General features: G+C 35.1%; 11 protein-coding genes. 7 read left to right on the forward strand and 4 right to left on the reverse strand.

The genetic code is table 11. The features are described 5' to 3' along the window. Position 1: 1 nt before the first annotated feature. Genes OQK60_RS04110 through OQK60_RS04120 form a run of 3 tightly spaced genes read right to left on the reverse strand, consistent with a single transcriptional unit; the run spans position 2 to position 2515 of the window. A complete protein-coding gene (locus tag OQK60_RS04110; RefSeq protein WP_297684343.1) occupies positions 2-1096 on the reverse strand; it encodes a DegT/DnrJ/EryC1/StrS family aminotransferase in 1095 nt (364 codons plus the stop codon). After that, positions 1086-2156 (reverse strand): lipid-A-disaccharide synthase, encoded by a 1071-nt coding sequence (gene lpxB, locus OQK60_RS04115; RefSeq protein ID WP_297684345.1) that lies wholly within the window; start codon positions 2154-2156, stop codon positions 1086-1088. Before lpxB ends, OQK60_RS04110 begins: the two co-directional genes overlap by 11 nt. Continuing rightward, on the reverse strand, positions 2153-2515 hold the full coding sequence (locus OQK60_RS04120; protein WP_297684347.1) for a c-type cytochrome: 363 nt from the start codon (positions 2513-2515) through the stop codon (positions 2153-2155). Before OQK60_RS04120 ends, lpxB begins: the two co-directional genes overlap by 4 nt. Positions 2516-2569: 54 nt before the next feature. Between OQK60_RS04120 and OQK60_RS04125 the strand changes: the two genes are divergently transcribed. After that, positions 2570-3787, forward strand: coding sequence for an amidohydrolase family protein (locus OQK60_RS04125; protein ID WP_297684349.1), 1218 nt, complete (start codon positions 2570-2572; stop codon positions 3785-3787). Positions 3788-3790: 3 nt separating this feature from the next. Here OQK60_RS04125 and tgt read toward each other — a convergent pair whose 3' ends face one another. Beyond that, positions 3791-4912, reverse strand: a complete 1122-nt coding sequence (gene tgt / locus OQK60_RS04130; protein ID WP_297684351.1) for a tRNA guanosine(34) transglycosylase Tgt — start codon at positions 4910-4912, stop codon at positions 3791-3793. A gap of 157 nt (positions 4913-5069) precedes the next feature. Between tgt and OQK60_RS04135 the strand changes: the two genes are divergently transcribed. From OQK60_RS04135 to dnaE, 6 genes are all read left to right on the forward strand, one after another. Beyond that, entirely contained in the window at positions 5070-6506 is a 1437-nt protein-coding gene (locus OQK60_RS04135) for a catalase (protein ID WP_297684353.1), read from the forward strand. Positions 6507-6640: 134 nt separating this feature from the next. Next, positions 6641-7207: an elongation factor P gene (gene efp, locus OQK60_RS04140; RefSeq protein ID WP_297684355.1), complete on the forward strand. Its 567-nt coding sequence runs from the start codon at positions 6641-6643 to the stop codon at positions 7205-7207. A gap of 24 nt (positions 7208-7231) precedes the next feature. After that, on the forward strand, positions 7232-8206 hold the full coding sequence (locus OQK60_RS04145) for a hypothetical protein (protein WP_297684357.1): 975 nt from the start codon (positions 7232-7234) through the stop codon (positions 8204-8206). A gap of 68 nt (positions 8207-8274) precedes the next feature. Beyond that, positions 8275-9696: a hypothetical protein gene (locus OQK60_RS04150; RefSeq protein WP_297684359.1), complete on the forward strand. Its 1422-nt coding sequence runs from the start codon at positions 8275-8277 to the stop codon at positions 9694-9696. A gap of 81 nt (positions 9697-9777) precedes the next feature. Continuing rightward, entirely contained in the window at positions 9778-10140 is a 363-nt protein-coding gene (locus OQK60_RS04155) for a hypothetical protein (RefSeq protein ID WP_297684361.1), read from the forward strand. Between the two features lie 69 nt (positions 10141-10209). Beyond that, a complete protein-coding gene (gene dnaE / locus OQK60_RS04160) occupies positions 10210-13818 on the forward strand; it encodes a DNA polymerase III subunit alpha (RefSeq protein WP_297684363.1) in 3609 nt (1202 codons plus the stop codon). The last annotated feature ends 4 nt before the right edge of the window (positions 13819-13822 follow it).

Consider the following 13822-nt stretch of genomic DNA (forward strand, 5'->3'; position numbering starts at 1 on the left):
ATTAACCTTTTATCGCTTGGACTATAAAGTCTTGTTCTGCTTCTGTAAGATAAGGACTCATCGGAAGAGACATTATTTGAGAAGAGACTTCTTCGCTAATTGGAAAGTCTCCCTCATCATAATTTAAATTTTTAAATGCTTCTTGCAAGTGAAGAGGAACAGGGTAATGTACAGCAGTTGGAATATCCAAGGCAGATAATTTTGCAATCATCATTTCTCTATCTTTAACTCTTATAGAGTACTGAGCATATACGCTTGTATTTGATTCTGCAATTTTTGGAGTAACTACATCAGCATCTTCTAAGAGATCGCTATATCTTGACCCGATCTCATCTCTGAGTTGTACCTCTTTGTCAAAGTGGCGAAGTTTTACATTTAAAATTGCTGCTTGAACTGCATCAAGACGACCATTGATACCGATATATTTATGTTTGTATCTCTCATTTTGTCCATGATTTAAGAGCATTCTTATTTTGGCAGCTAGTTCATCATCGTTTGTAAATATTGCTCCACCGTCACCATATGCACCAAGAGGTTTAGACGGGAAGAAACTTGTACAGCCTATAGTCGAAAGATTACATGACTTTTTGCCATTGTAAGTTGCGCCAAAACTCTGACATGCATCTTCAATAACAGGTATATCGTTATGTTTCTTTGCTATATCATTTATAGCATCCATATCTGCACATTGACCATAAAGAGAGACAGGTATAATAGCTTTTGTTCTGTCAGTTATGGCAGCTTCAATTTTAGACGGGTCAATATTGTAACTATCCTTATCTATGTCAACAAACACACTTTTTGCACCTAAAAATGCTATAACTTCAGCAGTTGAAATAAATGTAAACGGAGTTGTTATGACTTCATCACCATGACCAATATCTAAAGCCATAAGAGAGAGTAAAAGAGCGTCAGTACCACTACTGCATCCAATAGCGTGTTTGGCACCTGTATATGTAGCTAAATTGTTCTCAAATGAGTTTAGTTTTTCTCCGCCAATAAATTGTGCTGAGCTAAAAACTTCTAAAACTTCACTATCTATCTCAGATTTATACTCTCTATATTGTGCTTGTAAATCTATAAAATTAATCTTCATTTTTATCCTCTATAATATTTGCTACTGTTTTTGAACTTCCATGTTTCAGGTAAGCTCTTAGTGCTTTTGAGTCTCTTAAAAATTTATCTCTGTCATAATTATTGAAAGCTTCTGCAAGATTATCAACTCTCACATCCTCTTGAATAAATTCAGGGTGCAGCTCTCTGTCGTTAAACTGAGTGAACATAATGTTACTAAGTCCTATATGGCTTAACTTAACCAATTTGCTTGCTATGAAGTAATCAAGAGGTTTAGCAATATAAGTCAAAACAAAAGGTATTCCTATTAGTGATGCCTCCAAAGTAGCTGTTCCGCTACATATAAATGCAAAATCTGCTTCAAGAAGCGTCTTATGTGCGTTATGAGCTATTTTAAAATCCGATAGGGTACCATAAAGTTTGTTTATATCTTCTTTATTGAAGTGTTTTGGGATGATAATCGTAGCCTGAATATCAGGATTTTTTTCTCTAAGAGTGTGAAGCAGCTCTTTAAAAATAGGCATAAGCTTTTTGATTTCGCCTTTTCTGCTTCCGGGCATAAATGCAATCTGTTTTACTTCTTTGTTTAACTCTTCTTTATACTCTTTTATGATATCCAAAAGAGGGTGTCCTACATAAGTTATTGGAGCTGTTTTTGAGTAGTAATCTTTTTCAAAAGGAAGAATAGAAGCCAAGTGATCTATAGTCTTTTCTAGCACAGGGATTCTTTTTGGTTTCCAAGCCCAAGCCTGAGGTAAAATATAGTAGATTATCTCTTTATCCGGGTATCTCTTTTTGATTTTTTTAGCCAGAGGCAGATTGAAACCTGATGAGTCTATAAGTAAGACCTTGTCTGCTTCTTTTGCCAAGTCTGCCATTTGCGAATTTAGTTTAAAAAAGAATCTAAGTTTTTTTATAGCATCCACAAAGCCCATGATTGCCAAGCTTCTCAAATCAATAATACTGTTGCCTAATTCATTGTCAAATATACCTATAAACTCTACATCTTCACTGAGCTCTTTTTTTAAAGATTTTAAATGCATATTTGCTGAATGTTCTAAGGCGCTTATCAATATTTTCATGAACCGCCGTCTCCTTCTAAGCGAAAACTGTCATCATATCTCTCTGCACTCTCTTCATCTACATATTCGCTGAAAAATGTTGTCAAATTGTCTATGTCCTCATCGCTTAAGTCTACTGCGTAAGCTATCATCATCTCTTGCTGCTGGTTATCAGATATTTTTGAGCGTAAGCGTTTTAGTTTGTAAGTCATATAGCCCTTAGCTCTGTTTGCAAGTGCAGGGTACGCATGCATGCCCTCAGCCTTGTGTCCGTGACAACTATAGCATCCTTTTTGTTTATATAAATCTTTGCCTATCTCATATGAAGTTTTTGCCTGTAAAAATGATAGCAGCAAAGAATAAATAAGAAAAAAACGCAATCTAAGCCTTTATGATTTATAATACTGAAATTATATCTAAGGTGGTCTGAAACAATGGTTATATCAAAAGCAATTATTTGTGATGTAAACGGTGAAAGAAAAGTTGATATTCGCATAGAAGACGGGGTTATTAAAGAGATAGGTTCAAATCTCTGTTCAGATGAGACTATAGACGCAGATGGTTCATATTTTATGCCGCTTTTAGTTGATACAAATGTCAGGCTTCAAGATTCTACTCTTAATTCAAAAAATATAAAAATAATCTCTGATGAAGCACTTACAGGAGGTGTTGGACATGTCATCCTGAATGCAGATAGTTCACCTGCTATAGATAGTGAGATTGTTCTGGAATTTGCTCAAAATGGACTGCATAATCTAAATGGAGCAAAAGTAGACTTAATGATAAACACACTAAAAGAGGACTCTACACTTAGCAATATAGCTATTTTGCTTAAAAGAGGGGCAATAGCACCATATATGAGCACTATCGCTAAAAATGACATAGCAATAAAAATAGCTGAGTATTGTCAAATGTATGATGTGACTCTATTTTGTAAAGCAGAAGACAACTCGCTTATAAACTCTGGTGTGATGTTAGATGGAGATGTTAGCTCAAAGCTTGGTCTTGCAGGAATCCCAGACCTCAGTGAAGTTCTACATGTATCAAGGATGATAGAGATAGCAAGACACTTTAAAATAAAAATTCTTTTTAAATCAATAGCTTCACCTCGTTCAATATATCTAATCGATAAAGCAAAAAAAGATGGTGTAGATGTTAGATGTGAAGTCTCAATTCATCATCTTGTAAATTCAGATGAAGCCTGTGAAAATTTCAATACAACAGCAAAACTTGACCCTCCTTTGGCATCAAAAGATGATATGGAGCTTTTAAAAGAGGCGCTTAAAAATAACCAAATTGACATATTGACAACTCTGCATCAACCAAGTTCTCCGCTAAATAAAGAGGTTGCATTTTATGACGCTGCATATGGATGTGAAGCACTTAGCGATGCACTGCCGCTTTATTACACTAAGCTAGTTCAAACCGGATTGATAACAATGAGTGATTTACTAAAGTTGACAGTTCAAAACAGTGCTAAAAGCATAGGTCAAAAAGCAGGAGTTATTGAAGTTGGAGCTAGTGTGAATGCTATGGTGTTTAATCCTAATAAAAAGAGTGTTATTTCAAACAAACAGTCTTTATACAGTGATGAAGAGTTAAGTGGTAAAGTTATTATGACATTTCAAGAAAAAAGAGTAACCAAGTTTTAAAACTTAGCTTCTTTTTTTATAAAATTCTGTTTTAAACTCGGCAAATCTGTCTTCAAGTATCGCAGCTCTCACTTCTCTCATTAGGTTGAGGTAGTAGTGAAGGTTATGAATAGTCGCTAGTCTAAAATAAGTTATCTCACGAGCGCGAAAAAGATGGTTTAAATAAGCTCTGGTATATCTTTTACATGTAATACAATCGCACTCTTCATCTACGGGTTTGTTATCCTCTTTAAACTTTGCACCTTTGATGTTTATCTTTCCAAATGAAGTAAAAAGAGTACCGTTTCTTGCATTTCTTGTTGGCATCACACAGTCAAACATGTCAATTCCGCGTTCTATATTTTCAATCAAATCTTCTGGAGTTCCAACACCCATCAAATAGCGAGGTTTGTCCTTTGGCATATACTGCACAGTATGCTCAACCGTGTCATACATGTCTTGGTTTGCTTCACCGACTGATAGTCCGCCGATGGCAAAACCATCGTAATCACTCAAGGCACAAAGCTCAGTTGCACTCTTAGTGCGAAATGCTTTATCCGTTCCGCCTTGGATAATGGCAAATATATTTTGATCCAAGCCAATACCTTTTGCCTGATTGGCTTTATGATACTCAATAGACTCTTTTGCCCACTGAGTAGTTCTTTCAATTGAGAGCGCAATGCGTTCTTGTGTAGCTGGAAGTGCTACTAAATCATCTAAAATCATCATAATGTCTGAACCGAGATTGTTTTGAATATCTATAACTTTAGTAGGGGTAAAGAAGTGTTTTGAGCCATCTATGTGACTTCTGAATTCTATTCCATTTTCTGAGGCTTTTGATATATCGCTAAGGCTGAATGCTTGAAAACCGCCACTATCTGTCAAAAAACTTTTAGGATAGGTTGTAAACTTATGAAGTCCACCCATTTTAGCAACTGTTTTATCTCCCGGACGAAGGTACATGTGATAAGTGTTTGCTAAAATAATCTCAGCTCCCAACATGTCAACTACATCTTGCATATCCAAAGCTTTAATGCTTCCAATAGTTCCAACCGGCATAAAAACCGGTGTTTGCACAGTAGAATGCTTGGTTTTGATAGTACATGCACGAGCATTACCTGAGGTTTTTTCTAAAGTAAATTCCATTGATTATTAGTTCCTAAAGCGTATGATTTTTCGACATTATAACATTAACTGCAATGATGGCTGACTGATACCTTCTTCTCTTTAATTGTATAGAGAATATTATGGTAAGATACAATCAAAGGATAATTGTTATTCCTTAGAAATAAAGGAGAGTAAAATGAAGAAAAAACTTACAACTGCTTTTGGCGCACCCGTTGCTGATAATAATAATTCACTTACTGCAGGAGCTAGAGGACCAATGCTCCTTCAAGATGTATGGTATTTGGAAAAAATGGCACATTTTGATAGAGAGGTTATTCCTGAGAGGCGCATGCATGCAAAAGGTTCTGGTGCATTTGGAACATTCACGGTTACACATGACATAACAAAATACACTAAAGCAAAAATTTTCTCTGAAATTGGCAAAAAAACAGAGATGTTTGCAAGATTTTCAACTGTTGCTGGCGAGAGAGGTGCTGCGGATGCTGAGAGAGATATTCGTGGGTTTGCTCTTAAATTTTATACAGAGGAGGGAAACTGGGATTTAGCGGGTAACAATACTCCTGTTTTTTTCCTAAGAGACCCACTAAAATTTCCAGACTTAAATCATGCTGTCAAACGAGATCCAAAAACAAATATGAGAAGTGCAAAAAATAACTGGGATTTTTGGACTAGCTTGCCAGAAGCTCTGCACCAAGTAACAATAACAATGAGCGATAGGGGGATTCCTTATTCGTACCGTCATATGCATGGCTTTGGCAGTCACACTTTTAGTTTTATAAATGATAAAAATGAAAGAAACTGGGTTAAATTTCACTTTGTTAGCCAACAAGGCATCAAAAATTTAACAGATGAAGAAGCTCAAATATTGGTTGGAAAAAATAGAGAAAGCCATCAGCAAGACTTATTTGAGAGTATAGAAAAAGGTGATTTTCCAAAATGGAAAATGTTTGTACAGATAATGAGCGAAGAAGATGCAAAACACTATAAATTTAATCCTTTTGATTTGAGTAGAGTATGGCTTAAAAAAGATTATCCACTTATTGAAGTTGGAGAATTTGAGCTAAATCGCAATCCAGAGAACTATTTTGCAGATGTGGAACAATCAGCTTTTAACCCTGCAAGTGTCGTCCCAGGTATTGGTTTTTCGCCTGATAAGATGCTTCAAGGAAGACTTTTCTCATACGGCGATGCGCAAAGATACAGACTAGGTGTCAATCATAACCTAATCCCGGTCAATGCTCCAAAATCTCCAACAAACAGTTACCACAGAGATGGTGCTATGAGAGTTGATGGCAATGCGGGAGCTACTATAGGGTATGAGCCAAACTCATATGAGGAGTGGCAAGAGCAAAAAGAGCATGCAGAGCCGACACTAGATATTGATGGTGGAGCTAATAGATGGGAGATGGATGATGATAACTTCACACAACCTAGAATGCTGTTTCAACTTATGAGTAAAGAACAACAGCAGGTTCTTTTTGAAAATACAGCAAGAGCGATGGGTGATGCTCCAGAGATGATTAAACAAAGACATATTGACAACTGTTCAAAAGCAGATCCTGCTTATGGAGCAGGTGTTGCAAAAGCTTTAGGTATGATGACAAAATCTTAAATTCAACTATCTACATGTAAAAGTTTTTTTACATGTAGATTATTCATAAACAGACCTCTCTATAGCTGGTTAGATATTTTCTTAAGTCCACTTATTGTAGAATTCATAAAAATAATTAACCAAAGGGTCTGTTTATGGCAACTATCTCAATGAGTGATATCAAAAAAAATGTTCGTCTAATTGTAGGCGAAGTTCCTTGCAAAGTAGTAGAATTTCAGCATGTTAAACCAGGTAAGGGTGCAGCCTTTGTTCGTATGAAGGCAAAAAGTTTTTTAAACGGCAGAATAGTTGAAAAAACTGTTCATGCAGGCGATAAATTTGAAGTTCCTGTAATTGACTACAAAACTATGCAGTATCTTTATGATGATGGTGAAATGTACCAGTTTATGGATAATGAGACTTACGATCAGCTGGGTCTCACTTATGATCAATGCGATGATGCAGCTAAATGGTTAAAAGACGGAACTAATGTTGATATGATTTTTTATAAAGGTGATGCAATAAGTGTTGCTGTTCCCGATACAATGGAACTTATAGTTACAGAGACTCCTCCAAACTTTAAAGGTGATACTTCAAGCGGAAGCAAAAAGCCTGCTACTTTAGAGACCGGCGCAGTTGTTCAGGTGCCTTACCATGTGCTTGAGGGTGATCTTATTAAAGTAAATACAGTTGATTGTGAGTTTTTAGGAAAAGTTAAATAATTATTTTCATATTCAAGGTTAATGATGACAGATTTTTCACTTTTTGATATTTTACCAAATGGTGTGCTTATATTTAAAAACAAAAAAATAGAGTATATAAATCAGCATCTTACAGATATTTTGAGTATTGGTTATTTTAGCAGAAAAAATTCCGTTGAAATTATTCTCAGAATATTAAATGTCAAAAGCGAAGATGATTTATTTGATTTTTTTATTAATCATGATTATTTCAGTTCGAAAAAAAAAGTTATACAGATAGAACACTCTCGTCATGCTGAATATGATGTTTTCACATTTACGCTGATTAATGACTTGTTGCTAAAAAAAGACCTACAAGTAAATGCAACGACTCAAAAAGTATATATAGACGAAAAAGTTGCCAAACATTTTAAACTAAACAACATACAAAAAGTTAATGTTCTAACCTTTTACAAGGGTGTTCCTATAAAAAATATTGGAAAAATAATTAGAATAAAAACGGACTCTATAGAAGTTGTAGTGAACTCAAAACATTCTATTTCCCTGCTGGAGAGAGATGATATTTTGTTAATGATGAATACAAAAAAAGGTGCATCAGTACTGCATGGAAGTGTTGTAGATCATAACAAAAATACTTTTACAATTAAAAATTTTTATCTTTCAAATGATGATATGCACCTCAGAAACGGACTAAGGGTTAAGTCTGACAACAATATGATAATAAATGTCAATGAACAAAACTTTAGAGTCTATGATATATCGACAAGAGGAATAAGTATTTATATAAGCAGTACTGAAGAGGAAGAGCTGTTAAAAAGTACAAAATCTGCGAAGCTTTTTTTAGATGACAAGGTATTGAACTTGAGTATGAGATATCTTAAAACAATCACTGAAAATGATAAAATATTGAAAATAGTATTTATCATATCATCTACAGAAAACGACAAATCAATTCTTAATCAGTATATAGTCAACAAGCAAAATAAAATATTACGCGAAATTCACGACTATGTCGAATAGGGTTTTGTATCCATATTGAAACATAAGTATGTTATATTACGATTTAAATATTCATAGATAGGAAGAAAATGGGATTAAGCAACAAAAAATTACCAAAATTAGGGTTTTTATATCTTGATTATGTACTTAGGTTTTTCGATTATTCAAACTTTAAAGGGTGGCCGAATAAAATTGAAACTGTAACTTATCATTGGAAAAATGATAAAGATAGATTCATCAAAGAAGTTAAAAGAAAAAAAATCGATGTACTTATCGGTAATATTCCCGCTACTGCATATGAAACATTTAGAGAGATAGCTCGCGAACTTCCTCATGTTAGATTTATCCCCTCAATGGATACGCAATTTTCTAATAAATCTAAAGAAAATGTTACAAGATTTGCTTGGAAATACGACCTTCCAATTCCTAAAACATATATCTATTACAAGCATAAAAATGCAGATAAGTTTTTAAAAGAGTGCAAATATCCTAAAATAATAAAAAAATCTTACGGACCTTCAAACTACGGCGGATATTTTGTTCATAAAGTCGATAATTATCAAGAAGCAAGAGCGCTTTTTGACGAGAAGAAGTATCATCCACAGTATTTTCAAGATTTTATACCAATGGAAGCAGATATCCGTGTAATGCTGATAGGGCACAAACCGGTTTGTGCATTTTGGAGACGCGCGCCTGAGGGAGAGTGGTTGACTAACACTTCTCAAGGTGGTAGTATGGATTATATGAATGTTCCAAAAAGCGTACTTGACCTTGCTGTAAAAACAAGCAAAGCTGCAAAAGCTGAGTATTGGGCTTGTGATATTGCTTATGGAAGAGATGGTAAAGTAAGAATTTTAGAGTGTGCTACTGCATTTGCCGCATTTCCATACATACGAGACTGGATTGGTCAGTATATAATGTGGAGTCTGAGCGAAGGCAGATTTAAAAAGCCGCATATGCCAATGTTTAACTGGGAAGAGTTAGGCAAATTAGACAGCTCTATTCTTAGAACTCTTAGACATATCACTTTTGGCAAGTACACCCCAAGTTATGATAGTGAATACTTTGGCAAAAAGAAAAAAATTTATGGCAATAGTGAAGTTTATCTGCACACTCTGGATGAAAAATATAAAGTTTATGATATTAAACCAAGAACTGAAGAAGAGTGGCCAAGTGAAACATTTAATTATCAAGATAATCTTGCCCTAAAAGTATCAAAAAAATCATCAAAACTAAAATTGCCCAAAAAGCAAGATGTGCCCAAGCCAACGGATGAATCATCAGAATCCGTTGAAGTTGCTATATCTATGACAGAAGATGAAGTGCTAGATTTTTTGACATCTGTCAATGGTATAGGAGCAGCAAAAGCTAAAAACATTGTTCAACACTTTGGAGGCGCTTATGAGGTTGTAGGTGCATTAAGTCAAAACCCTATGCTAATAGCGGATGTTAAGGGTATAACTGAAAAAATAGCCAAAAATATTTCACAAAAGTGGAGTGAACTAAACTAGCAAACAAGTTCATACAGGTTAAGATACTTATTAGAAATAATGATGTATCATCCTTTAATTAGTATAAGTAAAGGTGATTAGATGCTTAAATTAATATTTTTATCAGCTTTTTTTACTCTTATTCTTATTATGCCTTTGAACGCCAGAGGCACATTTAAGGGACAAAAAATCTACCTAAAAGAGTGCAGAACCTGTCATATGGGCAGTAAGATTTTTTTAAACAAGTATACATTAGATGAGTGGGAAAAAGCACTAAGAAGCTCTGATACGCTGGCTTATGTGCATTTAAGCAAAAATGTAAAAAATGTTAACTCCAAAGATGGAACTATTAAAGATTCTCACTCTTATTTTAAAAGTAATAAATACAAAAAACAATACCATCATCTTAAAAACTTTATAATAGAATTTGTCAGAAAGAATGATAAAAATTTTTATAATCAATAAATAAATTACTTCATATTAAGACAACTTTACTATAATCAGGCTAATAATTTTTGATTTTTAGGACTTGATTTGAGTGCACAACCTTTCACACATTTACATCTGCATACAGAGTACTCATTACTAGATGGCGCAAATAAACTTACAAATTTGGTTTCACAGGTTAAAGAACTTGGTATGACATCTGTAGCTATGACAGACCATGGCAATATGTTTGGGGCGATAGATTTTTACCAGCAGATGAAAGCAGCCGGTATTAAGCCTATTATTGGGATGGAAGGCTATATTCATAATGGAGACACTCTTGATGACAAGAGTACAAAGCAGCGTTTTCACATCTGTCTTTTTGCTAAAAACCAAAAGGGTTATGAAAATCTTATGTACCTGTCTTCAAAAGCATTTATTGATGGCTTTTACTACTTTCCCCGCATAAATAAAAAAGAGCTCAGAGAGCATAGCGAAGGTTTGATTTGTACCTCTGCCTGCCTTCAAGGTGAGGTCAACTGGCATCTAAACCTAGAGAATGAGAGAAATGTAAGAAATGGTGCTTTAGGGTATGAAGGAGCTATAGAAGTAGCTCGTGAGTATCAAGATATATTTGGCGATGATTTTTACTTGGAGCTTATGCGTCACGGGATAGGGGATCAGCTTTTTATTGACGATCAGATACTTCGTATTTCAAAAGAGACGGGCATAAAAGTTGTTGCAACAAACGACACGCACTATACATATCCAGATGATGCACAGTATCATGAAGCGTTTATGTGTATAGGAATGAATAAACTATATGATGATCCAAATCGTATGCGTCATTCAGTTCATGAATTTTACCTGAAATCACCACAGCAGATGGCAAGACTCTTTGCTGATATACCAGAGGCAATTACACACACTCAAGAGATAGTAAATAAGATTGAAGACTTTCCTTTAACAGTAAAAGAACCAATACCGCCAAACTTTAAGTTTACTCCGGAGTATGCTAAGAATGACGGACTTAACATAAACCATGAAGATGATGCTCCTCTTAAAGATGATGCTTCAGAAGCTCAAAAGAAAGCTTGGAGAAGCGCAATTGATAAAAATGATGCTGAGTATTTTATATACAGATGTGAATTGGGACTTACACAGAGACTTAGGCATGTGCCACAAGAGAGACATCAAGAGTATAGAGATAGACTAAAGTTTGAGATGGATGTTATAAACTCTATGAAGTTTCCGGGCTACATGTTAATCGTCTGGGACTTTGTAAAAGTTGCTAAAGAGATGGATATAGCCGTTGGTCCGGGGCGTGGTTCAGCAGCAGGAAGCTTAGTTGCATATTCACTTAATATTACAGATATTGACCCTATGAAGTATGACCTGCTATTTGAGAGATTTTTAAATCCTGAACGCGTAAGTATGCCAGATATCGATATGGACTTTATGCAGGCTCGCCGCGGTGAAGTAATAGATTATGTAGTACAGAAGTATGGTCGCAATCAAGTAGCGCAAATCATCACTTTTGGCTCACTCCTGGCAAAAGGGGTTATTCGTGATGTCGCCAGAGTTTTAGATATGCCACTCTCTCAAGCCGATAAGATGGCAAAACTTATTCCTGATGAGTTAGGCATTACTCTTAACGGCAAAGAGAAGAAGGGCGAGTATATTGACGGAGCTTTTCAAAAAGAGCCAAAACTTCGTGAACTTATTGAAAGTGATGAAAATTCCAAGAGAGTTTGGGAGTTTGCAAAGAAGCTTGAAGGACTAAAGAGAAACTCCGGTATTCATGCGGCAGGTGTTGTGATAAGTAATGAAGAGCTATGGAAAAAAACACCTATATACAAACCATCGGGTGAAGATGTTTTTGTAACTCAATACTCACTTAACTATCTTGAGGATGTAGATCTCATTAAGTTTGACTTTCTTGGACTTAAAACTCTTGATGTAATTGACAATGCTATAAAGCTTATAAAAAGAAGATATGACAAAGATATTATCTGGCATGAAATAAATGAGAATGACCCTAAAGTTTATGAGGTAATTAGAACAGGTGAGACAGTTGGAATGTTTCAGATAGAGAGTTCGGGAATGCAAGATTTGAACAAGCGTTTAAAACCGGATAACTTTGAGGACTTGATTGCGGTCTTGGCATTATATCGTCCTGGACCGATGGAGTCTGGGATGCTCGATAGTTTCATCGAGCGTAAACATGGCCGTGAGACAATTGAGTACACCTTTGATGTTATGAAACCGATTTTAGAAAATACTTACGGGGTCATTGTATATCAAGAACAGGTTATGCAGATTGTTCAACATGTAGGCGGTTTTTCTCTTGGTTATTCTGATATTATCCGTCGTGCCATGGGTAAGAAAAAAGATATGGCAACATACAATGCAGAGTTTTCTAAGGGTGCTGAAAAACAAGGCCATTCATATGAGGAAGCTTCCAAACTCTTTGATTTGATTGAAAAGTTTGCCGGTTACGGTTTTAACAAATCTCATTCAGCTGCTTATGCTATGGTTACCTTTCAGACTGCATGGTTAAAGACTTACTATCCAAATGAGTTCATGGCTGCACTTCTTACATCAGATAAAGACAATACAGAAAAAGTTGTAAGATACATCGATGAGGTTAAAAGGATGGGCATAGAACTCTCTCCTCCAGATGTCAATGATTCTTATTTAGAGTTTTCAGCAATAACAAAAGATGATAAAGAGATTATTCTTTTTGGTCTTGGTGCCATTAAGGGTGTTGGCGGTGCCGCAGTTGAATCGATTATACAAACTCGCGAAGAAGATGGTGAGTTTACCTCTATTGAAAATTTTGTAAACAGAATTGACCCATCAAAAGTAAATAAACGATTTATTGAGTCTACTATTAAATCAGGTGGTTTTGACAGATTTGGATACTCAAGAAAGGCTCTTTTAGACCAACTTGAGAAGATAGTTGAAACTGCTAAAAAAGCGAGTGATGCAAAGAAAAATGCAGTAGGTTCTCTTTTTGGTGATGATGATGAGATTACAACCGTAAAGCTGCCTCTTACAAACTCAGATGAGTATGAGTTAAAAGAGATTTTAGAGTTTGAAAAAGATACCTTAGGCTTTTATGTATCAGGACATCCGCTTGATAAGTTTAGAGAGATGATGGATGAATTAGAATATACTATGTCATCTGAAGTTGAAGGTGCAAAAGACGGTTCAACTGCTATATTTATAGGTAAGGTTGAGGATATACAAAAGAAGATTTCTAAAAAAGGAAATCAGTTTGGTATTGTAAATCTTATGGACTTTCATGGAAATATAGAGATTATGCTTTTTGCAGACAAACTTGAACAGTTAGATGAAATGAACTTAGAAGAGCCGGTAGCTTTTAAAGCAAAAATAACACACACTGAGATGTTTACCCGTATAGGTGTGAGTAAGATAATGACACTAAAACAAGCTGTAAAAGAGACTAAAAAAGTTAAAAAAGAGGTTCGCGAAGTACCTTTGGAACCGATACATTTAGCAATAAGACTTGATACAGAGACAACAATTTTAGACCAGTTATATACTTTAGTCAGACAAAATCCTGGAAACAGGGAGCTAAAACTTACAATTATTTCTAAATTACAAAATGTTCTTATTGATTCAGCTATTAGAGTTGATTCTAAAATTTTAACTGCCTTAGACGGCAATGAACATGTAGATATATTGAGCTAAGGAG

The sequence above is a fragment of the Sulfurimonas sp. genome, from assembly GCF_026196735.1.
In the GTDB taxonomy this organism is placed as follows: domain Bacteria; phylum Campylobacterota; class Campylobacteria; order Campylobacterales; family Sulfurimonadaceae; genus Sulfurimonas.